This is a genomic window from Rhizobium bangladeshense (assembly GCF_001662075.1).
In the GTDB taxonomy this organism is placed as follows: Bacteria; Pseudomonadota; Alphaproteobacteria; order Rhizobiales; family Rhizobiaceae; genus Rhizobium; species Rhizobium bangladeshense_B.
Genome location: NZ_LYPL01000005.1, coordinates 214875 through 238697, shown reverse-complemented (window position 1 = coordinate 238697; position 23823 = coordinate 214875). Strand labels below are relative to the sequence as shown.

Sequence of the window (23823 nt, the reverse complement as noted above, 5' to 3'; positions counted from 1 at the left end):
CAGCTACGCCCACTGATCAGAAAGGTTGTGGCGTGTTCCGAGCATGTAGAGGCCACTATGAACGTCTAATATGCTCCAATCCGATTTACCCTTGAGGAGTTCGTCCATCAGAGCATTGTTTTCATAGATGGCGCCCGGTTCGAATGCCTCGTCATCAAGTGCGCTTCCCGCAGGTTTTTGGGAAATCAACTTGGCCTGGTGTAACAGCGACAAAGCCATATAAATCGGCCCTCCTGGCGGAAGCATGACTTCTCGATTCTTGAGTGTGGATGCCAACGCAGGTTTGGAGAACAGTGCCACCATGAACATGGCGGTTGCATTCCAACTGCCGATGTAGCGCGGCCGCTCGTTGGATTTCGAAAGGATTGGCTGCAGCCACCTTTCTTGCGCGCGGCGATAGCTCGCAAGGTCATTCGGAAGGCCCTCGGGCAGCCTGACCTTCTGAAACATCGCATAGCCGCCTGTGAGAGACTGTTCGATCGGGGTCGGGCCGCGCTCAAGGTGAAATGCCTTCGCCTTGCCAAGTGACGTAATATCAAGACTTGAGAGGACCTTCGTCGCGTTGTCCGTAAAGTCGTCGTGTATCTGGGCTAGATGCCCCCATCCTAGCCCGACGGCGAAGCAGACGTGCCACGGGTCGCGATCGGGAAACTTGGCCAACTGGTCTGTGATTTCGTCGAACGCGAACTTATTCAGCTTTTTACTGCCCTCGTGCAGGAGTTGCTGAACTTTTGATCGTGCTGGGCCTCCGCCGATTCCGCCACCCTTCCCGCAAAGTTCGTTGAAGGTTGTTTGGACGATGTTGAGCGGCTTTGCGATCTTCATGCTCAAACCCCAAACACCTTCATCACTTCATCACCGAAATGGTTGATGACCTTCACCGCAATCCTGCCCGTTGCCGGGCGTTCGAACGGGCGTGACGTGTCCGAATATAGCGTCGCCCAGGCGTCCTCGTCGATATCGGCCTTGAGCGCCGTGCGCAGGCTCTTGTAGGGATCGTTGGCGCCGAGGAAGTAGGCGTGGCGGACGAAGAAGCTTTCCTCGTTGTAGTCCGTGTCGACGAACCAGGCGGCGATGCCGGCGGTGTCGTTCGAGCGTATGTCTCCTGTGTTCGGGTCGAACACGTCGACGCCGTTCACCTTGACACGGATCTGCGGCCCGCCATCGTCGAGAATATCGACGTCCGGTTCGCCGAAGACGACGAACATGTTGCCGCGCCCGGTGTTCTTCAGCTCCTCCGACATGTGCATGTCGGGGTTGATCCGGGCCTTGAGAATTCTCAGGCTGCCCAGGCTCCCAAGTTCTGATGAATGGGCGTCGAAGTTGAAGGCGCAGGCGATCAGCACGTCGAAGCGGGCATCGACCGCCTCGCGCGCAGCAGCGACGATGTCCTGCCGCCCGACCGTGCCGTATTCGGGCCCGATCAGGATTGCGGCACGACGCTCCGGCCCGCTCTCGCCCTCGATGAAGGTGCCGCTCGCTCCGATGAACCTTCCGCCCGGCCAGGGCGTCAGGCTGTCGAAGGTGATGCGGTCGCCCTTGTCCTGCTGCTTAACACCTTCCGTCCTGAGATAGTCAATGACGATCGCTGCGAAGTCTTGGCCCGCGAGATCGGCGTCGGCGACAGAGCGCCGGCCTTCTGCGGCCTTGAGATTATCAATCAGTTCCTCTTCGCTGGCTGGCAGCACGCGGTGCGGCGAAAGGCTTTCCACGGTGAAGGGGCCGGCGACACGAACGCGATTGGTGTCGGAGTACGGCTTGTCGTAGAGATATTCGACATCGGCCCGTGCCGCGATTGAGGCATCGATCTCGGTCTGGCGAGCGATGCGGGCGTCCCACCAGGCTTTATGGGCGCCACGAACATTGTCTGACCACAACTTATCCGGCTCCCGTGGGATCTCCCATTCCTGCCAGTCCTTACCGACAAGGTGGTTCAATTCGATCCTCAGAGGCTCGAGCACTGCCTGCCACTTCTCCCAGATTTCATCGATCAGCGGATTGTTGGCGATCGACTTCAACGTGATGTGTGGAACGCGCTCGTAGACGAATCCTTGGCGGATGTCGTTGCGAACGGGCGTGTCGGTCGGCGGCCGCTGTGTCAGTGCCGCCTCCTTCAAACGGCCTTCACGGCTGTCGGCTAGCAAATACCAAGGATATCGCGCTGCCGTCAGCCGCGTGCGGGCGAGTGCTAGCGCAACGCGACTCGTATCCATAGTGATCCAGCGCCGCCCCCATTGCTCGGCAACGAAGGCAGTAGTGCCCGAGCCGCACGTAGGGTCGAGGACGAGATCACCGGGGTCAGTGGCCATCAAGACGCAGCGTTCTATAACGCGATTACCCGTCTGAACAACATATAGCTTTTCACCACTGTATTGGCCCTGACCAACCGTATCGGTCCACACGTTACTAAGAGGCAACGTGTTGTAGTCATCGAGATAGCGAATATATCCCAATCCAGTCCCTGAAGAATAGATCCGGTTTGCGCGCTTTAGCCTAGATATACCTTCCTTAGTGGTTGACCACCCGCGGGTTCCGGAAGGCTTGAAGAGTTTCCCGTGCATCTCGATCGGAAAGCCCATAGCCGAATTCGCACCCGAAGAGCGACCCTGCCTTTGTGAGGATAGGTCGCCAATCGCAACAAGCCGTCCACTGGTCGGGACCAAAGCTACTCCCGTTTTTTCCTGTTGGGTAAGTGGACGCCAGTCGAAAGGGCCACTTTCATGAAAACGATAGCCGCTGGTTCCCTCGCCACCAATTTCTTTCGTCTTCAAGAGTGGTTTGAATTTTGTCTTCTCCCGGATCTTACCGTACCAAAGGCAATAGTCTGTAATTCCTGGTAAGAATTCTGACGTTTGTGCAACGGTTTTGGCAAATACTATATCGACAATTGAATTTTCCGCACCAAACACCTCATCCATTACTGCGCGCACTCGATGGACGTTCTCGTCGCCGATCTGCACAAAGATTGATCCGCTGTCGGTCAGCAGGTCGCGCATTACCGTCAGGCGGTCCCGCAGATAAGTCAGGTAAGAGTGGATACCGTCCTTCCAGGTGTCCCGGAATGCTTTGACTTGCTCAGGCTCTCGGCTGATGTCGGTCTGCTTGCCGTCTTTCACGTCCCGCGACTGCGTCGAGACCTGCCAGTTCGAGTTGAACTTTATGCCGTAAGGCGGGTCGAAAAAGATGCACTGCACCTTGCCGCGCAGGCTCTCGCGTTCGGCCAAGCTCGCCATCACCTGCAGGCTGTCCCCCAGGATCATGCGGTTCGACCAGTGCTGGTCGTGCTGGTAGAACTCGGCACGCTGGTCAGGCTCGATGCCGTTGAAGTCGGCGAAAAGATCCGGCGCGTCCGTCTGCGCCTCCCGGTTCGCCGCCGACCGGCGCTTCAGGTCATCAATGATAGCCTTGGGGTGGATCTTCTCCTGAATGTAAAGCGGCGGCACGTTGACCACGAGGTCCGACCAATCCTGACGGTCTTTCCCACGCCAGACGAGTTGCGCATCCGATAGGGTAAGCCGCCCTGTCTCGGTCAATTCCTGCATTTGCTCGTCGGAGATGGTGATGGTCGCACCGTTCCATATCAGTTCGGGCTTGCCCGGTTCTTCCACGGTCCGTGTCACGCCGTGGGGAAGAGGTCGAGCCCGCGGATAGTGCACCGGCGGCATCGGAGAGGTGTCCTCGTCCCGTCGGAAGAAGCTCTCCATCTCGGCCGTTGGAATGTTTATGCGGCTCGCGCCCTCATGTTTCAGCGTATCAATAATGCGAGGAGATTTAGGTGCACGTGCCATTACGCAGGCTCCGGTTCGACGACCGGCCGGCCGAGGTAGACGTAAGGCGCAAGGTCAAAGGCTTTCCGAAGTTGTTTGGCATCGAATACCTGGACGACAGGATTGTCTGACAAGGCCTTCGTCACCATGGCCATGCGCCATGCCGGGTCATTCTGTAAGCCGACATCATGTTCGTTGCGAGTGAGAAAGAAACCGGCATTCTCGCTCGAGGTACCCTTGACCTCAACGTGCAGGGAGGCCGAACCCTTCCTGAAGAGAAAGTCATATCCGCACTTCACCTTTGTCATGTCGTGGCTCTCAAATCCTCTTTTTGCATAGTAGGCAATCACTGCCTTTTCCGCCGCCTTCTCCACCTGCTTCCTGTGCTCAGGGGAACCGAATCCTGTCAACGGATCAGAAGGATTCAGTTCCGGATCCGGGATTGCTTCCTCTGAAGGTTGGTGGACGGCAAGGGCGCGCAATTGATCAAGGCGGTTTGTGAGAACTTTCAGCAAGGCCTTTTTTTCAGGTTTCGGCTCAATATGCGGCCCGACCAGGAAGGAAAACTTACCTTGCCGCACCGAAGGATGTGAAAATGGGATTGTTCGATTCTCTGGAGGTACCAAGAAGGCGGATTTGCTCTTGATGCAATAAGACCAACCGTAGGCTGAGCCCTCATCCTCCACCTCAGTGCGTGCTCTGTCCCGAGGAGGCTTCAGCCACTTTCCTAAAAGTGTCGCATCCTCGTACCAACCTACGATGTGTATCCCGCTACGCTTCGGGTGCTTCGCGAGGCAGAGTACGGTCCACCCGTGATTGTCCTCGTTCCAAGGAGCGTATTCCTTTTTCTGAGGGGGAACGTAGCAATAATAGGTGCCATTGATAGGCATGAAGTTGAAGGCTTCATGGCCCTTCCCTTCGTTCTTGCTGCCCTTCGCGTCCTTCAGCCAGCCGAAGTTGCCATCGACTGAGCCGCCGCGGTAGTATTCGGACCAACCGAACTTCACCCAGAGCACCTTCTTCACGACCGATCTCCCGCGTACTGCTTGACCAAGGCAGCGAAGTCCTCCTCCATCACAGTCCAATCCCGAAACTCGGCAAACTCCCAACGGCCAAAGCCACCGAGGGCATTGACGCCCTTCACCCAGAGGTCTCTCGTCGTCTGGGACTTCGCCTTGTCAGCTTCATCGCGAAGGCCCTTGACCTCCAGAACCATGTTCAGCGGCTCCGCCCTGCCGTCATCAAGCCGCATAAGGAAATCGGGGAGGTAGCGGCGTAAGACGCCACCGTCGAGGTAGGGAACCTCGAAACCCATCGCCTGGTTCTTGGCGTATGCGATGACGCGCGGGTGCCCCTCCAGCGTCAGCGCGAGCTGTTCCTCCCAGGTTGAATCGAGGACGACATGGCTGATGTGGCTCTTTGCAGGCCGAGCCCCGGTCGTCCAGCACGGCTTTGATGTGATGAAGTTGACGTGCCGCGTGGATCCCTTGGGATTGTAAGGATCCAGGACCGCGATGATTCGACCTTCGCCGCCGCGCGTGAGCGCGATGTCGATCTTCTCGGCCGCGCGGGTTAGCTGGTCTTGGTAGAGGATCGCCCCGACCGGCACGCCCTTCGTGACGAGGTAGCCCTCGTCCAGCCACCGGCGCGCCAACCGTTGGATCTGCGGAAAGAGATGTTGCTTGGGAAAGCCGTCATCATCACGGAAATGGGTGTAGAGAAGGTGCTTCGCGAGATTGAAGCTGATCTCGGATGGTCGCAGGCGCTCGAGAACGGCCGGCGTAATGGTGACGCCTGCGCCAACAATGCCCTCCATCACAACCGAAGTCGGCCCGATGTCTTCGGGCGTAATTACCAGACGGCTGTCATCGTTGAAGACAGCCTCCAGCTTCTCAGATGGTAGTTCGCGCCGATAGCCACTGACCCGTGGGAAGACTATCTCAAGGCTCGCCCTCTCCTTGACCGCGTGCACGCGGGTCACAGGCTTCGGCTTGGTCGGCTTCGCGACCTGGGGAGCAGATGCGAAGTCGAAGGGAATGCCCATGATATCCGCATATTCGACATCGAACAGGCCGGTCTTGGGGTTCAGCTCATAGGACTGGCGACGTAGCCCGCGGCCGACCACTTGTTCACACAGAAGCTGCGTGCCGAAGGCACGAACGCCCAGAATGTGGGTGACGGTGTTCGTATCCCACCCCTCCGTCAACATCGACACCGATACAACGCAGCGGATTTGCTCGCCGAGGCGTCCTGGACGGCCGACGGTGTTCATCACCTCGCGCAGCAGCGCGCTCTCGTCCGTTGCGGTCGCGATACTGCCGGCGCCTTCTCGATCCGCCATCTCGCGCCTGAACTGCTCGATCTCCGCTTTGGCGGCCTCGTGGAATCCTTTGTCTAGTACGTCCCCGGATTCAAGTTGACGCGAGTCGATGAGCAGTGTTCGCGGCCGCGGCAACCTGGTGCCGTTCTCGTCATAGTTCCGAAATAGCTCGAGATGTCCTGCATGGAATGCAGCGCGTTCGCCTTCTTCGGCATCACCTCGCTCGAAACCTCCGATCCATTCAAATACAAGCTTCGAGATTGCCGTGTTCTGGCAGACCACGATGAAGACCGGCGGAACCTCGATTCCTTCGCGTTGCCACCGTTCAAACTCACCCTCGTAGTGGCTGTAGAGGGCACTCAGGGCAGTCTTGAGCTGGTTTGGAAGATCGAATGGGCTGAGCTTATTCGCACCGGCTGCGGTTTTGGGAAGGTCTTTGCCGATGTGCTTCCAGAGATCGCGATAAATTACCGAGTCTGTCTGAACGAGATTGTCCGTTACCGGGACGCGGGGAAGCTTCACGATGCCGCATTCGATCGCGTCGATCAGACTGAAGTCAGAAACGACCCATGGAAACAGAAAACCTTCCGGATATCCCGATCCTTTCAGGAAGAATGGAGTCGCAGAGAGGTCGTATACGGCGCGAACGCCCTTCGACAGCTTTCGGTCAAGCGCCTCGATACCATTGATCCAAAGTCGGGCTGCTTCCTCGTTCTCGGCTGCCTCTTTCTTATCGTCGCCGGTCAGGGGCCCTTCATCGTCTCCATCCACCTTGTGGCGATAGCAGTGATGCGCTTCGTCGTTGATCACATTGACGCGGTCGAAGTTCAGCAGTTTTTCACACGCCCGCTTGAGCATGTCCGCATCGGTTTCGGTGGTCTTCACCGGCTCCGGCGAATTGCCCTGTAAGAAGCTGCGAGCGACCTTGGGGAGAGAAAGCGTCTCGCGGTGCTGAAACGAGTGGTAATTTGTGATGACGATCTCGGCCCGGCGAATATCCGGCAGCATCTCCGGCGGGACGATCTCGCGCGTCTCGTAGTAGTTGTCGGCTTCACTGGGTAGCAGGACTCGCAGCCGGTCCCGGATCGTGATGCCTGGGGTGATAATTAGAAAGGCGCGGGAGAAGTCCTTCGATCCCCGTCTGACTGCATTAACTGTTTGCCATGCGATCAGCATTGCCATCACGGTCGTCTTGCCGCTGCCCGTCGCCATCTTCATCGCCAGGCGGAACAGTGCCGGATTTGCTTCGGCATTGGCGGCAGCTAAGTCATTGATGAAGGCCTTGGTGGCGGCACGCTTCGGAGCCACCTCTGTCAACCAGATAATCGTCTCGACGGCCTCAACCTGGCAGAAGAAAGGTTTAGGTCCGTTGAACTCGTGCATCCGCCAATGCTCCAGCAGTCTCTGCGTCGCCGCTGTTACACCCCAATCTGCCGGATTGTGTAGCTTTCGCCACGCGTCGAGGTGTCCTCGGATCGCGTTGATCAACGCGTTCTCATTGTACGTCTCGAGATCAAGGGACGCTTGGGATGCCGCCGCCTTCTTACGCGATGCTGGGACCGGGACGATGAAGCGCGACGCGCGACGACCTTGCCGCGGCTCGCCGTCGAGAGGCTGACCGTTCTTATCCAGCGGATGATGGAATTCGGGGGCGCGGTAAGGCGAGTTAAGAATAGGACGTTCGTAAAAGCTGCTCACTACTAACGCCCCCCGAGAACGTCGATTCGATTGCGGTGTTTTCGGTTGCAACACGTAACGTCCATATGGGGCGACGACCAGTGGGAAATTGAAGGTGCAAGAAGTCCGCGTGAAAAGAAATTAAATGAAGTCCTTTACAATTACTGACTTTTCAGAGCTGTCCCCAGCGTCCCTACAGGTTGTAGAGAGACGCCCGGCATGATCTAGTTCGACCCGTCTCACAGCCTGCGGATGTCCGGAATGAACGACGATGATGTGAAATTCTTCGAGCTCCGGAAAGAGGGCAGAACGTACCTGACCTCTGTTTTCACCCATGGATCGATCAATCCCGAACGACGTCGCAATATTCGCTGGGTTCTTGACGGAACCGATCAAGTCCTGCTTGGGGAGATCGAAGGTGCGTTGTGCCTGCGCCTGACGGGCGAGAAGCGAAAAACGCAGGTGACGGCACTCGTCAGTCAAAATGATGGTGGCATACGGCGCGTCACGTTGCAGACGTTCCAAAGTCGAACCGGCGACTGGTATCGGGGATACGAGGAACATTCCTTCACTTTCAGGTCCGGCGAATTCGGACGACTTGTTTCGTTTTTGGAAAGCATCCATTTCATCGATCGGTCGAACGAGGGGCGGTTCGATATCCGCGACATCTCCGTCGGCCACGGTTCGAAGATTATCACCGACGCCTCAGACGAGTCGCTTCTTGCCCGGATCAAGGATCTGGATCACAAGCAGCGGGAACGTCTCCTTCGTGGCATACAAGCGGACCTAAGCCAGACCGAAATCAACCTACTTCTTGGGCGTAGGCAAGGTCTCGAGGAGTTCGAACGACAGCTCGGGGCGGACCTGTGGGCGGAAGCAAGCTGGCAGGACTTCTTTGAACGTCAGAGTTGGGTCTTTGGTTACGGTCTGGACTACAGGATCATGCGGCCGTTCGACCGTGAAATGGTGGTCGGCGCAGGCGGAACGGACGGTCGCGACAAGCCGACGGTCGATTACCTTATGAACTTCACCGACTACTCCGTCCTCGTAGAGATCAAGCGTCCCGACACTCCTATCTTCCAACAACGCCGCTCCGGACGCGCTGGCACGTGGAGGTTCAGCAACGAGTTCATGGACGCTATCTCGCAGGTACTCGAGCAGAAGGCCGAATGGTTGGTGCAGGCGCAGACGGGGCAGAACTATGACAAGTCCGGCAACCGTCGTCTCACCGCGAGAACCCGCGATCCGAAAGCGATCCTGGTCATTGGGCGTCGTCGCGACATCGAAGGCCATGGAAGCGCTCGCGACGCCGAGGTTAGACGCGACACGTTCGAGCTTTTTCGGCGCGACACGCGAAATCTGGATATCGTAACCTTCGATGAACTACTCGACCGTGCGCGATTCATTACCAGAGACTGATATCGTATGACGTTCCGCCACATCGAATCCCAGCTCGCGGAGGAACTGTTCGTTCAAGGCAGGTATCTCCTAGAATTGACAAACCGTACGTTCTTCGAATTCTTCCAGCACCAAGCCGGCATCGAGGCGCCTCCTTACCTCCTCGACGGCGGCGATTGATCAAGAGACTGTCGATCGCGTAACCCAAAAGACACTCCGCCGAACATTCGCGCCTTCCGGGTTGCCATGTCAAAGTTGAGCTTGGATTGCGCATTTGCAACCCATTGACATGTATTTTCGTCGCCTTCAAACCAGTTCAAGGTGAAGTCATGCAATTGATTCACGCGCATCTGGGTGGTTCTTAATCTTAATGTCTGTGCTTCTGCGCACAATCTCGTCTTTTCCTACGGGCAGGACTACCAACGAGTTGTTTGCTCTGCTGGACGTGGAATTCGATCCTCGCAGGCGTACAGAGCTTTATGCGGAACTCTCCGCCCTTACTGAGGCCGGCAAGATCAGTCGGGATCGAAACGGCCGTTGGCGAAGTGTCGCTTCCTTCGCGCGGAAGGTAGTTGCCGCAGAGAACTCGGATAGAAGAGAAGCGGCGACGGCGCACAGTTCGACGCTTTTGGCAGCCGATGCGATTTATCGCTCCCGCGTTCAGGAGGCCATCACTGAACCTGATGTAATCGCGGTCGGCGTGGATTCCCACGCGCTGCTGCGATACTATCGGTCCGCACTTCGGGCGGATCCGAGAGGCGCGATCGCGCAAATTCCGGATCGCCACGGCGTTCAATGGCACCTCATAACGGGCTTGGGGCCGTTGACGCCCGAAGATGGCGAGCAACTCTCTATATCGGTGGTTCTCGATGACCTGGCCGATGAATTCAGAAAAGCTCTTCTCAAACGCGAAGCGAACGATCAGGCTCTAGCCATTGGCTGGCCGATCGCCGTCGGCCACAAGCAGGGAGCGCCCATCATATGGCCGGTCGGGCTGGTAAGCGGCGAATGGCGTCGTGAGCCAGGCCATATCGAGATCGTCATCGATGCCGACGACATCGTACCCAATCCCGACTGGATAAAGGGTGCGGCCCGCAGGGCGGGCTGGACGGAAGCCGATCTCCGAGAGGTCTTCACTCAGCCCGAAGGCATTGGCTTTCGACGCGACGAATTCCTGAGCCGTCTGCGTGAGGCCGTCGCCGGAGACTTCAAGGGAGCAGTTTCCGGAAAGAATCTGAAGACAGAGCTCGATACCGAGGCCGTCGGGATCTATGACATCGCCGCCATTTTCATTCCCACCGATAACACGTTTACGACTGGCGCTGTACGCGATCTCGATGCGATTGCGACGTGGTCGACTGAGCGCCTCGGCAGGACGGCGCTCGCTCCGATATTGGGGATTCCACATGACATTGCAGGGGTCGCGCCGCCAGTTGTGAACGTCGGTTCGTTGAACCGGGAGCAGATCCAGTCCGTTCGTCTTTCCGGCACATCGCCCCTTACAGTAGTGACGGGTCCGCCTGGCACCGGCAAAAGCCAGGCGATCGTGTCCATGGCAGCTTCCGTCCTCGCGGTGGGAGGAAGCGTTCTCGTTGCTTCGAAGAACCATCAGGCGCTCGACGCGGTGGAAACCCGCCTGTCCAGCATGGCTGGTGAGGCCCAGTTTCTGGTCAGAACTCTCGATCCCGCGAGAGAGATCGACCAGTCCTTCCATGACGTCCTTACTGCACTGCTCCAGGAGCCCTCGGGAGGTGGGGCAGAAGTCGACCGCGTCCTTCGCTCGAAGCTGACGAATCTTTGTCAGGCCCGCCTCCGGGTGTTGGATCAGCTCGACGAGCAGGGGAGATTGAACAGTGTGGTGGCCGATCTCCTCGAGCGGATCGAGAGCCGAGAGATCGATGCGCACGGTAGAACGCCGACCGAGACGAAAATGGCTTATCGCATCGGCATGCTACGGCACCTGCTGCTCGTCGTTCAGAGGATCCTCGGCAGATCGCCTCCCGCCGTTGATCATGGTGAAGCAGATCTTGAAGCCGCCGATCTTCCACGGCTGATGGGTGCCTTGGCGAAGACTAGGGAAGAGCTCGCGGCGATAGATATAAAGGCGGATCCCGTCGCCCTGACCGAGGAGATCGCAGCAGTTGTCGGCGCCATCCTGCCGCGAATCCTTTCCAACCGAGCCGCTCTGCCGGAAGAAGAGCGGCTCGAGCTCGGTGAGGAAAAGGCCAATCTTGAGCTGATGCAGAATTTCCGATCGCTTCCCGCCGGTATCGCGAGCAAGGTCGTAGCGCGCAGGCCGCTATGGCTCGCATCCGTGCTGGGCGCCCCGCGTCGAATGCCTCTCGTCGAGGGCCTCTTCGATCTCGTCATCTTCGACGAAGCCAGTCAGTGCGACGTCGCGTCGGCACTGCCCTTGTTCGCACGTGCCAAGCGGGCGGTCGTCGTGGGCGACGACAAGCAGCTTTCCTTCATCAGCCAGCTCGGCGCGGCGCATGACCGCAATCTCATGCAGGCGCAGGGACTGGCCGTGGCGAGCATGGGACGTTTCGCGCAGAGCAAGCAGTCCCTTTTCAACGTGGCGAACCTGACGCCAGGGACCGCCAAGGTGATGCTGCGCAACCAGTATCGGTCGGCTCCTGACATCGTCAGCTACATTAACGATCAATTTTACGGAAAAATGCTTCGGGTAGCCGGCGACGAGAAGACGCTGCGGCCCCCGGCCGGACAGAAGCCTGGTATTGCATGGGCAGACGTGAAAGGGCCGACCACGCCGATGGTTGGCAACGTGAACGTCGCCGAGGTGGCGGCCATCACCGCGCAGGTGGAAACACTTCTTTTGAAGCAGGGTTATACGGGATCCATCGGAGTGATCGCGCCCTTCCGTCCGCAAGTTCAGGCGCTAAGCGAGGCCATCGGCGCAGCCCTGCCGGCTGATCTGCTAAGCCGGGCGGAGTTTCGCGTGGGGACAGTGGATTCATTCCAGGGGCAGGAGCGAGACCTCATCCTCTTTTCGCCTTGCCTTGGCTATGCGAGTGCGACCAGCGCCCTGACATTTGTGCAGAAGGACTGGCGAAGGCTGAACGTTGCGATAAGCCGCGCAAGGGCTGTGGCTCATGTGTTCGGGGATCTTTCCTTCGCCCGTTCGGGCAAGGTGAGAAGCCTCCAGAAACTTGCAGCATATGCGACTGAGCCGAGGCCGCGCGTGGCGGAAGGGACATTCGACAGTTCCTGGGAACACGCCGTGTATCACGCGCTGAAGGCCAAGGGCCTGGAACCCATCGCTCAATACGAGATCGCCGGGCGCCGTCTGGACTTCGCGCTCTTCGGCGCCGGCGACATCAAACTCGACCTGGAAGTCGACGGACGCCGCTGGCATGCGGACATGGACGGCAAGCGGAAGCTCGCCGACCACTGGCGGGATCAACAACTCAAGTCCATGGGATGGCGCGTGCGCCGCTTCTGGGTGGACGAACTAGCTAGGAACTTGGAGGAATGCATTGAGCTCGTCGCAGAAGACCTTTCATAAGTCGCGGCGCTTCAGCTACATCTCGGCGGCGCTTGGCCTCAGCGCCATCGCCGGCGTTGGCGCGGCGATCGTTCAGGTGGATTCTCTCGAGAAGACCTATGGCGCGATCCGCACCGACATCGCGAGGTTCAACAAAGAGCGTGACGATGCTCAGCTCCGTCGCGACGGAATGCTCACGGACGTATCTGAAAGGACGTCCGAGGCCGAGGCGCTGCGAAGAACGATCGCAGATCTAAACGCACAAAAGGCGAAAAGCGCGGCGGACCTCGCCGATCAGGAAGAGAGGATAGCCAAGGCGTCCGATACGCTTAAAGACATTGAAGGTCGATCTGCGGCCGCTAACGACGTCATTGCGAAAGCCGCGCAGTCTACCAAAGAACTCGCGGACCTTCGGGCGCGAAGCTCCGATCAGGAGAAGACGATCAGGGCCAACCAGAGCCGGCTGGACGAACTTAACGACGGCATCGAGGTCGCGGAGAGAAAGAAGCAGGTCGCCGACGACGCCGCTACGTCGTCGGAAAGAGAAAGCGATCGCCGTCTAGCCGAAGTGAAAGACCTAGGCAAGCGAATCGAAGATCTCGACGCCAAGAAGCGGGAGCTAGCGGATGCGGAAGCACGCAGGAGATCCGCACAGTCAGATCTTGGCGAAGCAATTAAGAACATCGCCGACAAGACTAGGGAGGCCACGGCTCTTCAGGCTCAGCTTGGCTCTTTGCAGCAGCAGATAACCAAAGCCAAGGACGCGTCGTCTTCGATCTCTGCGGATCTTGCGAAGCTCGAGGAGCAGAAGTCGGGTCTGGAAAAGGACATCAACCAGCTCGAGTCCGGCAAGGCGAAGGCGACGGGCCATCTGGCGGCGCTTCAAGGCGAGGCCGAACGTGCGAGAGCCGACGCCGCGGCAGCAGAAGGCCGCGCGAAGGTCGCGCAAGACACCTTGGCGCAAGCTGGTCAGGATCTTCCGGCTCTGAAAGCTCAGCTCGATTCGATCAAGTCCGACGTCGGCTCTGCGACGGCGCAACGCGATGCGATGACTAGCGAGGTGTCGAGCCTGAAGGCGGCGAAAGCGAGCTTTGCGCTCGACAAGGCGGAGGTCGATCGCACGTCGGCCGAGAAGATCGCCCTGGAGGGCGCGGTCGCCGATCTCGAGAAGCGGCGTTCCCAGACGTCTAAGGATATCGAGATTGCCGAGCGCGAGTTGACGAAGTTGAAGAACGAGCTCGCCGAGCTGAGCGGGCGGCGCGGAAGCCTCTCGCAGGAGGTCGAGACGCTGTCGGCTTCAAAGGCGGCGTTGCAGCCGAAGACTGCGGAATAAGGACAGGCACCAATGCTCACGGAAAACATACTGCTTCTAGTCCTCACCGCCGTCGCGCTCGTCGCTCTGATCGGCGCCCAGACTGTCCTGGCAATTTACCATGATCGCGCAGTTACGGCGGCCGGCCCTACGATGACCCTCGAGTCCCTGATTGCAAGCATCGACCAGAAACGAAACGCCCTCTCCGATATCGAAAACGATCTGGCGGAGCGGCGGAAGGCCCTGGCGAACATCGCGGACGTCCAGGCCGACTACGACGCAACCAAGCGGCAGTTGGACGATCTCAAGACGGAGTGGCTTCAGCAGGACGAGCGACGCGCGGAAGTGCGGGCGGTGCGCGAAGAAATCGAAGAGAAGATCAACGAAAAGCTCGCTGTCGAGTCCGACCTGGCAACGGGTCGTGCCGACCTCGAGGCCGTTCAGGAGCGGCTGGCGGCGGCCGAACGCCTATTTGCCACGAACGACGAGATGAAGCGGGAGCATGCGGTGCTCGAATCCAGGCTGGGAGAACTTCGGTCGGAAGCGGCCCGCCTCTCCGAAGCGCAGGAGCGCGTGAAATATCTTGAGGCCACGGCGTCGGAGCTCGCACGGGCCGTGGCCCAGGACGAGGGAAGGCTGGAAGTTGCGACCCGCGAACTAGCGGTCGCGCGGGAAGCGCTGGCTGCGGAACAGCAGGCCGTCGCGACCGTACGTGCGGAGCTTACGCAGGCTGCGGCCCGAGCAGCCGCGTCCGAAGAACGCGCCATGGCCGTCGAGAGCGAGATCGGCAAGCTCGACGAACGCAGGTCCTCGCTCATGGCCCAGCTCGCGAGGCTTGAGGATAATATCGGCGAGGCGGCAGGTTCTGGCTCCGGCGGAGAAGATGACGACGACCGCATCAAGGAACTGATCGCTCTTCCGCCGGTGCTCGAGCACATGAAGATCTGGCCCGAACGAGCGGGCGAGAACGAGGACGAAGCCATCACCCGCGTCAAGCGACGTCTCAGCGAAAACGGGCTGCAATACCCGGACCGTACCGTCATGGCGTTCCATACCGCGATGAAGACGAACGAGACCACGCAGATGGCCGTCCTTGCAGGCATTTCCGGCACGGGCAAAAGCCAGCTTCCGAGACAATACGCCGCCGCGATGGGGATCGGCTTCCTACAGGTGCCCGTACAACCCAGATGGGATAGCCCGCAGGATCTGATGGGCTTCTACAACTACATCGAAAAGCGCTTCCGTCCGACCGACATTGCCCGCGCACTCTATCAGCTTGACACTATCAACAATTCCAAGAGTGAATTCCAGGACCGGATGATGATGGTCCTTCTGGACGAAATGAACCTGGCCCGCATCGAATACTATTTCTCGGACTTCCTAAGCCGCTTGGAAAGCCGGCCGAGCAGCGACAGGACGGGCGAACGATCGCTCCGCAAGGATGCGGAAATCGAACTCGAGATCCCGATGCCCCGCGGCAAGAATCCGCCACGCATCTTCCCCGGATACAATCTGCTGTTTGCGGGCACGATGAACGAAGACGAGAGTACGCAATCCCTCTCGGACAAGGTCGTCGACCGGGCCAACGTTATCAGGTTCTCGGCCCCGAAGCGAATTCATACGAGCACCCAGTCAGGGAAGTCGCCGGAGCCCGAGGCACTGTCGGCCAAGCGTTGGCGAAGCTGGGTCCGGTCGGTTTCCAATGTCGAAGGCGACGCCGCGGTTACATCACGTATCGAGCGCATGGTCGAAGTCATGACGGACTTCAAGCGGCCCTTCGGGCACCGTCTCGGCCGTGCTATCATGGCCTATGTCTCCAACTATCCTGGCCGCGGTGGTGACGTTCGCATTCCTCTTGCAGACCAGATCGAGATGCGTCTTTTACCCAAGCTGCGAGGATTGGAGGTCGACGCCAACGACTTTGCTTTCGGCAAGCTTAAGTCCTTCGTATCCGACGATCTGCAGGACGACGCGCTTGCACAGGCTATCGAGGCCTCGATCCAGACCGCGCGGGATGGCGCCGGCCAGTTCGTTTGGAATGGGGTCAGCCGCTGATGCTGCATCTGGCTCGTCCGTGGGATCGTTCAGGGTTGAAAAGCTTCGGACCCAGCGATTGCTTAGTCAGCGAAATCGCAGGCGACGCTCCGCGTAAGGGCGGGCATGCTCGCCTGATGCGCACGGAGTTGCGCGACGGCGTGCGCGAGCTGATTCTGCATCCCTATCCCAAGGGCGGCCACGCGCCCAATCCTCTCCGACAGGGATTTCCAGTTCGTCCGAGAACGGCGAAAGAGCATGAGACGCCGGAAGAAGTCAGGGCGCGCGAGCTGCTTCGCAGGATGAACGAAGTTCTTGCGCGTGTGCAGGAACTTGGGGAGGCGCTGGAGGACCCGATCGCGGTCTGGTCGCGATTGCGGCTCGCGTGGGAGCGAGCCGAAAATGAAGAAGATCCCCGAATGGCGGAAATCGTCCGTCAGGCCGAGGACGTGCTTCCGAGACTGAAGGCCCTCGAGCCGCGAATTCGTCGTGTGCTTCGGCGAACCCGCGAACTCGTTCCGCTCGACCGCGTACAGGAGATGGACAGGGCGTCGATGCGCTGGCTGGTGCGCCAGCCTGGCCGTAACATCGCCGAAAGAGCGGGGGCCAGCCAGCGAATTCTCGCAACCGTTCGAAGGGAGAACTTCGACACGCCGGAAAATCGAGTTCTTCATGCCTATGTCCGCCTCGCTTCGGACGTCGCCAGAGAATGGATGCAGGAGCATCCCCGTGCCAAGGCAAGCAAACGTTATATGGAAGTCGACGCGTTCGGCCGTTTCTGCAAGACGTTCGCCCGCATGCTCGCGGAACTCGAAGTCCGCGTCGCCGACACCGGCATCGTTCCGAACTACGTCCTCATGCAGGATCCCGGCTATCGGGCGATCTACGAGGCCTGGCGGCGGTTGCTGGAAGAGGACAAGGTGCTCGACGACTTATGGGCGTGGCAGGCCGAGACATGGACGGACTTCGCGGTCCTCGCCATGGTGCTTGCCATCGACGAGCTCGAGGAGTCCGAACTCGTCGCGCAGTCGCCGATAGTCTGGCGTGCAGAGGCGTCACTTGGCCGATGGTTCGAGCAGGATCGTCCTATAGCGGTGTTCTGGCTCAAGAACACCGGGCGCATCGTCGAGGTCCAGGCCCGACCCGAAGCGCCCGGCACGCTTCTTGCACTGGCGCGAGCTCACGTCTCGCTGCGCATCACCGACATCTCGCGAGCGGAGCTGCCAAGGCGAGTGGCGGTGTGGACCCCGCACACGATGGAAAGACTTGACCTCTCGCAGGCGGTCCTTCGCGCAAACGATCGCCTGGCTGAGATTCAACCGTTCGGACAGACAGAAGTTCTTCGTAACGGACTAATCCTTACGCCGTCCCATGGACAGTTCGAGAAGAACTCCGCCACCGGCCCTCGGACCCATGTCGACGCGATCGCATTCGAAGCGTTCGGCGACGGTCTTCGAAGCGGACTGGAAGCGATCAGAGCGTTCGCGCGCAGCGAGATTTATAGAGCTGGACCTGGGCCATGAAGAAGCTCAGCGGCTTTGATCTGAATGGTTGGCGCGATTCCACGGCGCGGAACTGGGTGGTGCTGGCCGACGGCGAAGAGCGGGAAGTGCCGTCGTCGATCGTGGACGGCGGTCTGAATGGGGTCGTGGTTATGACCGGTGCCAAGGCCAATTCGGGCTTCGTGGGGGGCGCGCAGGCCGCACTCGCTCCGCACGGTCTTGGAGACGGCTGGGGGACCGTGGGCGCGGGTGGCAAACGTGTGACGGTGCGGAGCCTGATTTTCGGCAAGGGGACCGTCGAGCAGTTATCGGCTGCGTTCCGAGGCATGGCACCACAAGCAGACTTCGGCGTCGGCAGCCTGGACGATCATCCAGGCATCACCGAGCTGCAACAGGAGCGATTGCTCGCCGCGATGCGTAAGGCTAGAAACGCCACTCCGCTGCTGGTGTGGCGTTCGGTGCTAGCGACATTGCACGCCATCGAGCTAGGGGCGATCGAGCATGGGCAACTGGTGGGGGTCGTCAGTCACGTCGCCGACGGGTTCACTGTCCAGAAGCTTCGTATCCGCCGGGAGAACAGCCGTGGTCAGACCCTTCTGGCGCCCGAACGGCGGGCGGTCGGAAAGCTGATGGCTTCCGAACTTGGATACGATGGTCTTTCTCTTCGAGCCAGGGAAGCGGTGCTGAGCGCTTCGCAGACCGATAGATCAGACCATCTGGAATGGGCTCACGCGCACGGTCGCCTTACCCTCGGCCTAGAGGCTTCTCCTGAAGTGCTCCGTTTGAAGAACGGATCGTGGGAAATTCTGAATCCGCCGAAGGAGTTGCCCGGCAGTCTCCCAGCAGCCCCCGCCATGTCTCAAGAGTTTCAACAATGCGACGTCGTACTGTTCGAGACTCTGACCGAGGGCGCACTGAGCGACGGTCTCTTCGCACGTGCGGCTAGCGCCGTGGGAAGATCGCCGCTGCGTCTGGCCGCGACCGCGGTCGCACAGGGAGCATTGACGGCGGCTCGACGCCTTAGCAGACGCGAGCCGGTATATTTCGACTTTCTCCCGCAGATTTCGACGATCGTTCAGCGCCGCGATGCAGCGGAGAACTTTGATCTCATCGACCCCGAAGCGACCCTGCCGGCCGGGTCGGTTTATCGAAGTCCGTCGCCCGCGCGCCTTGCAATTCAGGCGGGGCAGGACCGGTTTTCGATCTTCCTGCGCAAGGAAACTGCGGACCTTCCTCGCAAGGCCGAAATCGTCATCGGTGCGAAAGTCAGTGAAGCGACCCCGGTCGATCTGTGGGTGGAGCAGAGCCCGGCGTCTGGCCGTGCGAAGATCCTCGTACACGCGCAAAAGCTCGGCAATCAGTTCCAAGTCGACTGGGACGGCGCTGCGGAGCTACCGACCCGATGGGAGGATCTCCTCGACGGGTTCAAGAGATCGCAGCCAACGGTTCCCCGACGTCTCGTGCTACCGTGTGGGCCGGATTCCTGGAACGACAACCCTCGCGGCGACGGACTTCTTACGCTGCTGTCAAAAAATGTCACGGCGAGCGCGGTAGACTGGACGGCGTTGGCAAAACGCTTGGCGGCGAGGCCTGCCGGGCGTTACGCGATCTCCAGCGACGGTGAGATTCCGCCCGGTATCGGGCAGGAGGCCGTCGCGCAACTGGACACGCTTATCCTGCGAGCGGTGGAGGATGTCCGCCACAAGATCGATCAGCGCAGGGACGGTACGGATTCCCTCCGGTTCTTAACTTGGCTCTTCCGACGCTGCCCCGAGCAGGTCTCCGCCTGGCTGTTAGATGCGTGGGATCAGGAGGAGCGAGGCGGCCACCCGATCTTCAAGATGGGCAGCCATTGGAAGCTGGCGTACCAGGGACTGGGTCGTATCGCCAGCGGCGAGGCCTTCGAGCTTCGAGCCATCCGCACGATGCTTTCGAGGACGGTAGATACGTGGAAATGGCAGAAGGAAACGGCTGCGATGGCGTTTCTCCTGTCACGTTCCGAAATCGCCCCACGGCTTGTCAACAGGACCGAAGCAGAGCGGATTGCGAAGCGCGTCCTTCGAGAGTTCAAGGAAAATCTGGGCTCGACATATACCCGATTCCAGTATGCTCCGCTGCTTCTGGTCGGTCTGCTGCGTTATCGGCTCCGCGAGCCATTCGCACTTGTCATCGGCCAGGACCCCATGGCAGATCGTCTTGGTCAGGCTGTCGAAGCAACGCTCGATGATCTCGCCCACAGAAGTAGGGCAAAGCCCCTCGCCAAATACGGTCGTATCCTCGAGCAGACCCTTGAAGAACTGCGCGGAGAGGGCTCGAACCCCGAACTCCTTCTCGATATTTTTGGTGGAGCAGAAGAGGAAGAGCCGGCCGGATGGTAGCCGTCTGGGATTCGATGAATCATCGACAAGAGTTGCAAAAAGAACATTTTCCAGATTTGGCAGGACCGCGGGGAAGTCGTCCCATTCGAGGTCAGGCGCTTTGCCAAACGCACTCCCTGGGCGGATGCGAAGGCATTGCTTGGCGAACTCGACCTCGCGGACCGGGAGGCGATCACTGTTCGTCTCGCAGGGATTCTTTCCATGCAGGTCTTCGGAATCGCGATCGTAGCCCGTTGTCTCCTAGCGTTTTTGCGAGGTCGGCCGCAGAACTGCATGCCAAACTTGGAATTCCGATGCCTGCGCTCTATGGGGAACCGTTGGTCGTGGACGGGGCCAAAACAGCCTGACCCGCTGTTCTATTCCCGCGAAGAGCAGACGGCTGAGGACAAAAGCCAAATATCGTGCGGGAATTAAGGCGGCGCGGTAGTAAATCCATCTTTGACCGGACGCACTGCTCGACTGCAGTCATGGTGCATTTGCTGCATAAGACCGCCTTTTTGCCTCCTGCGCCCTGAATCGCCAGATGAGACAGCCCAGTTGACGGCCTCATAACAACCTGTGGCTGGTGCGAAACCCCGTTGCCGTTCAGCGTGTTAGGACACATAGCGGCTAATGATGTTGAAGCGGTGCTCTTCGCGGGAATAGAACAGCGCGGGAAGCTGTTTTCGCCCCCTCCAAGATCAACGGTTCCCGATAGAGTGCGGGCAGCGGAATGCCAAGTTTGGCATGCAATTCTGCGGCCGACCTTGGCAAAAACGGTAGGAGACAACGGGCGACAGCCGCCAGGCCAAAGACCTGCTCGGAAAGCTTTCCTGCGAGACGCATAGTGATCGCCTCCCGATCCGCGAGGTCAATTTCACCTTGCAATCCGTTTGCATCCGCCCATGGAACGCGCTTGGGAAAGCGCCTGTTCGCCTCGCCAAGAACGGCGAAAATGTCAGCAAGACCGACATGTAGCTCGTAGCCATCGACGGCGTCGGCTCGAATGAGGCGAGGATCGTCCGTGGTAGCGTGTCGACGATCTCCGCCAGCGTCTCCCCGGCCGTTTCCCTGTATTGCGTCATCCGACACGCCATTTCGGACAACTGCTCATTGAGGAACAGCCTCCCCACGTCCGCGATCACGCCGAATTCGCGGGTGTAGGGCCTGTACCCCATGTATTCGTTGAGCTTCATTGCCGTCCCCTGTTATGTCGTGTCAACCCGGACGATGCCGGCACGACCCGCAAAGAACTAGAGACGGGCATTCGGGAGTGGAGGCCGGACGCGTCCTACAGGCTGTCGATCCACCGATCCATCTCGGCGATACGCGCCTGGTTTCCAGGAGAAGGCGGCTGTCGCGTCCAACCAAACGCGATCGAATGAAGGTTTTCAACATTGATTTTGCCGCCAACCCTAGCCACTACCCGCACTATAGTATCACTAATACTGCTCCTTTGGCTTCTCTTCCATCCAGACGAGAGCGTCAGGGGAGTAGAAGGTACTGTCCAACAATGTTTTAGCATCGATCCAGCCGTCATTATTTTGCTTTTGCCAATTATCGCCCCAAGAGTTTCGGACCTTCACGGAATCCACACAATCAGCGCTGTTGGTCGTACAGACGCGAGCGTAGCCCTCGATAACTACGGCATGCCCAAGCTGCTTGTCCGAACAATCCTTCAAAGTCTCATAACTCATTGGTTTTGCGGCACAGAAACTCGTACCAATCGGACGCTTCTTCTCGCAGATTATCTGACGGGCCATGGCCACCGTATTTTTGTAATCGGATTTCACTGGTTTGGCATCGTCATCCCACCCCGGAAAGGTCTTGGGATGGTCGTTGCGTACGTATGAAATGTGCTCCGGCCCATCCATCCAGTCGCGACAGATTTCCGGAATCAGGAGCTTATCCAGCACAAGAGGCCATGTTTTCTCAGCAAAGGCCAATTCAATCGTGGTCGCCTGTTGCTGCATCTGATACGCCTTTTTCAGACCCTCCGCCTCCCGAAGGGAAATTGGAGCGCCTTTCAACTTTTTATGGAATTCCGCCATTTCATTCCACATCTGACCCATTCTATCGACATCGCTTGCGGTGGTATTTTGCGGATCAAATCCGCCAATGAAATGTGCGGTATCAGATACGCAAGACTTTGGCGCGACCATGTCGGCATACCAAAGACTGTCTAGTGTTTTATGGATCGACCCGCCTTGTTTGAGGCCTTTATATTCTGAACGGTCACGTTTATCGTCCTGATCCTTAATGTACTCGGAAAATCTTGACATATCGAGCATCGACGCTCGTCTTTCGTCGGGAACTTCGGTGCAATTCTTGTTGCCCTTACGGAAGCAGTTATACTCATCACCTAGCAAAGTCGCCGCAGCCGCATAGCAAATCGGCAGACCACCTTGATTTAATGTCTTCGGCATCGTCTCAATGACGCACCTTTCGACAACCTTGGTATACTTGCGATCGACAGGGGTCATGTTGTAGTCGGCGAACGAAGCTGAAGCGTTTAGCAATAGGAGAGTGCACAGAATGACGCGAAGCATCGCCTAACCTTTTATTTCTTGGGCTGCCCAACTGTTCTTTTATTCCCCAAGCAGAGACAGATGTCAAAGTGCCGAACAACGGCCAGTGCAAGTCGGCTGCTCGTTTAATTCAGGAGCAGCTACGTTTGATCCGGCCTATATCGCTCATGCGGGCTTCGTGCTCGATGCCTTCGATCAGGCACTTCATGATCGGCGGCCCGTTCACCGTGGCGCGCTGGTTCACCATTCCGACCGCGGCTCGCAATATGTGTCCATTCGCTATTCCGAACGGCTGGCGGAGGCGGGCATCGAGCCGTCTGTCGGGAGTGTCGGCGATAGTTATGACAACGCTCGAACTCTCTCATCCCTGGAAGTGGGAGGGGAACCCGAGGGAGATTGGCCGAGACTCGACCAGTGGCCGGCCCGAAGGTGGCGGCGTCAGCCGTCGATACTTGATAGAAATCTCATAAGGATAGCGTTGAAGGATGCGGCCTGCTCCCGATTCACGGCATGTCCCGCGTTCGGAATACGGTACGGGTTCCCGCCCCACAAGGAGGAATAGGAAAGGCCATCGAGGTAGTCGAGGTTGATCACCGGGTCGTTCGCACCGTTCACGATCGCCAATGGCACAGACGACGTCTCCGCAAGCTTGCGCTGGTCGGCGCCTAGCCCGGCGACGACCGCGTCGATCATGTACTGACGCGCAAGTCCATCGGTTCGCCGCACCACCGATCTGAAGAAGTCATCGGTGCTCGCGGCGGCTCCAAGCGCCAGATTGAGAACCATCCCGACCTGCTCATCTGAAATCTCGGCACTGCCGGTGTAGGTCATCTCGGGGCTCGGCTTAAATCCAGCCTGCAGCCCTTCGAGGCTGTTTTCGATCGGAGGCGTCCCGAACACGAATGCACCTCGGACTGACGCTCCGAGTGCGATAAGCTCAAGACCAACATGGCCTCCGAGGGAATGCCCGAGGACGATGACGTCGCCGACATCTCTTGGCTTCAAGGCTTCGAGCACTGCTGCAGCGTATCCGGGAATGCTGTAAGTTCGCAGTGGATCGACAGCATCGGAAGACGATCCATGCCCTGGAAGATCGACCGCGATCATGCGGCGCAAGCCTGTCAGGGCCTCGAACTGTGGCCCGAATGACTCCTTGCTTACCGAATTCGCATGGATCATCACCAGCGGTAGGCCGGGTCCGTCGATATCCAGCACGGCGATCTGCCCGTGCGTCGTTTCGATAACATGCTCGTTCACGGTCCACCTCAATGTTCAAACCATGCGGCCGTCAGTTTCCTTTTCGACAAGCCACAGAACGGGATCGCTGTCGACAAGGACGCACGTTATCTGGATCATGTTTGCCACCTCAATAGAGCTGAGGCCGACTCCGACCCTTTCAGAGTTTCGTTGCTTGCAGCGATAT

12 protein-coding genes and 2 pseudogenes are annotated in these 23823 nt (G+C 58.8%); 7 read left to right on the top strand and 7 right to left on the bottom strand.

The window, feature by feature from the left end:
- Positions 1-3: 3 nt before the first annotated feature.
- Genes A7X77_RS12770 through A7X77_RS12755 form a run of 4 tightly spaced genes read right to left on the bottom strand, consistent with a single transcriptional unit; the run spans position 4 to position 7785 of the window.
- The gene (locus A7X77_RS12770) at positions 4-825 is read right to left on the bottom strand and encodes a hypothetical protein (RefSeq protein WP_064683279.1); all 822 of its coding nucleotides are present in this window, start codon (positions 823-825) and stop codon (positions 4-6) included.
- A gap of 2 nt (positions 826-827) precedes the next feature.
- Positions 828-3788: a site-specific DNA-methyltransferase gene (locus tag A7X77_RS12765; RefSeq protein WP_064683278.1), complete on the bottom strand. Its 2961-nt coding sequence runs from the start codon at positions 3786-3788 to the stop codon at positions 828-830.
- Positions 3788-4792, bottom strand: a complete 1005-nt coding sequence (locus tag A7X77_RS12760; protein WP_064683277.1) for a DUF3883 domain-containing protein — start codon at positions 4790-4792, stop codon at positions 3788-3790. Before A7X77_RS12760 ends, A7X77_RS12765 begins: the two co-directional genes overlap by 1 nt.
- Positions 4789-7785, bottom strand: a complete 2997-nt coding sequence (locus A7X77_RS12755; RefSeq protein WP_064683276.1) for a BPTD_3080 family restriction endonuclease — start codon at positions 7783-7785, stop codon at positions 4789-4791. The genes A7X77_RS12760 and A7X77_RS12755 overlap by 4 nt, the downstream gene beginning before the upstream one ends.
- Before the next feature lie 240 nt (positions 7786-8025).
- Between A7X77_RS12755 and A7X77_RS12750 the strand changes: the two genes are divergently transcribed.
- The 6 genes from A7X77_RS12750 to A7X77_RS12725 all read left to right on the top strand — a co-directional run bounded on the left by A7X77_RS12750 (position 8026) and on the right by A7X77_RS12725 (position 19893).
- Entirely contained in the window at positions 8026-9183 is a 1158-nt protein-coding gene (locus A7X77_RS12750; protein WP_064683275.1) for a Shedu immune nuclease family protein, read from the top strand.
- Positions 9184-9589: 406 nt separating this feature from the next.
- Positions 9590-12688: an AAA domain-containing protein gene (locus A7X77_RS12745; RefSeq protein WP_082928803.1), complete on the top strand. Its 3099-nt coding sequence runs from the start codon at positions 9590-9592 to the stop codon at positions 12686-12688.
- Positions 12660-14000, top strand: coding sequence for a hypothetical protein (locus tag A7X77_RS12740; RefSeq protein ID WP_064683273.1), 1341 nt, complete (start codon positions 12660-12662; stop codon positions 13998-14000). Before A7X77_RS12745 ends, A7X77_RS12740 begins: the two co-directional genes overlap by 29 nt.
- A 12-nt stretch (positions 14001-14012) precedes the next feature.
- Positions 14013-16034: an McrB family protein gene (locus tag A7X77_RS12735; protein ID WP_197486831.1), complete on the top strand. Its 2022-nt coding sequence runs from the start codon at positions 14013-14015 to the stop codon at positions 16032-16034.
- Entirely contained in the window at positions 16034-17536 is a 1503-nt protein-coding gene (locus A7X77_RS12730) for a DUF2357 domain-containing protein (protein WP_064683410.1), read from the top strand. Before A7X77_RS12735 ends, A7X77_RS12730 begins: the two co-directional genes overlap by 1 nt.
- Entirely contained in the window at positions 17533-19893 is a 2361-nt protein-coding gene (locus tag A7X77_RS12725; protein WP_064683272.1) for a hypothetical protein, read from the top strand. Before A7X77_RS12730 ends, A7X77_RS12725 begins: the two co-directional genes overlap by 4 nt.
- Before the next feature lie 609 nt (positions 19894-20502).
- Here the strand turns inward: A7X77_RS12725 and A7X77_RS33935 are convergent.
- Together A7X77_RS33935 and A7X77_RS12710 are read right to left on the bottom strand one after the other, a co-directional pair.
- Positions 20503-20874 (bottom strand): annotated as a pseudogene (locus tag A7X77_RS33935) (methionine--tRNA ligase); the annotation flags it as partial.
- 440 nt (positions 20875-21314) lie between these two features.
- Positions 21315-22355 (bottom strand): hypothetical protein, encoded by a 1041-nt coding sequence (locus tag A7X77_RS12710; protein ID WP_156668102.1) that lies wholly within the window; start codon positions 22353-22355, stop codon positions 21315-21317.
- A 208-nt stretch (positions 22356-22563) separates the two neighbouring features.
- Here A7X77_RS12710 and A7X77_RS32285 point away from each other — a divergent pair.
- Positions 22564-22752: pseudogene (locus A7X77_RS32285) on the top strand (DDE-type integrase/transposase/recombinase); the annotation flags it as partial.
- A gap of 86 nt (positions 22753-22838) precedes the next feature.
- On the opposite strand, the gene A7X77_RS12705 reads toward A7X77_RS32285, so the two are convergent.
- Positions 22839-23657, bottom strand: a complete 819-nt coding sequence (locus A7X77_RS12705) for an alpha/beta fold hydrolase (RefSeq protein WP_064683268.1) — start codon at positions 23655-23657, stop codon at positions 22839-22841.
- Positions 23658-23823: the final 166 nt, after the last annotated feature.

Bases quoted from the DNA above. Each gene is read 5' to 3' on its own strand.
- A7X77_RS12770 (WP_064683279.1), bottom strand. From the start codon at position 825: ATGAAGATCGCAAAGCCGCTCAACATCGTCCAAACAACCTTCAACGAA.
- A7X77_RS12765 (WP_064683278.1), bottom strand. From the start codon at position 3,788: ATGGCACGTGCACCTAAATCTCCTCGCATTATTGATACGCTGAAACAT.
- A7X77_RS12750 (WP_064683275.1), top strand. From the start codon at position 8,026: ATGAACGACGATGATGTGAAATTCTTCGAGCTCCGGAAAGAGGGCAGA.
- A7X77_RS12735 (WP_197486831.1), top strand. From the start codon at position 14,013: ATGCTCACGGAAAACATACTGCTTCTAGTCCTCACCGCCGTCGCGCTC.
- A7X77_RS12730 (WP_064683410.1), top strand. From the start codon at position 16,034: ATGCTGCATCTGGCTCGTCCGTGGGATCGTTCAGGGTTGAAAAGCTTC.
- A7X77_RS12725 (WP_064683272.1), top strand. From the start codon at position 17,533: ATGAAGAAGCTCAGCGGCTTTGATCTGAATGGTTGGCGCGATTCCACG.
- A7X77_RS12710 (WP_156668102.1), bottom strand. From the start codon at position 22,355: ATGACCCCTGTCGATCGCAAGTATACCAAGGTTGTCGAAAGGTGCGTC.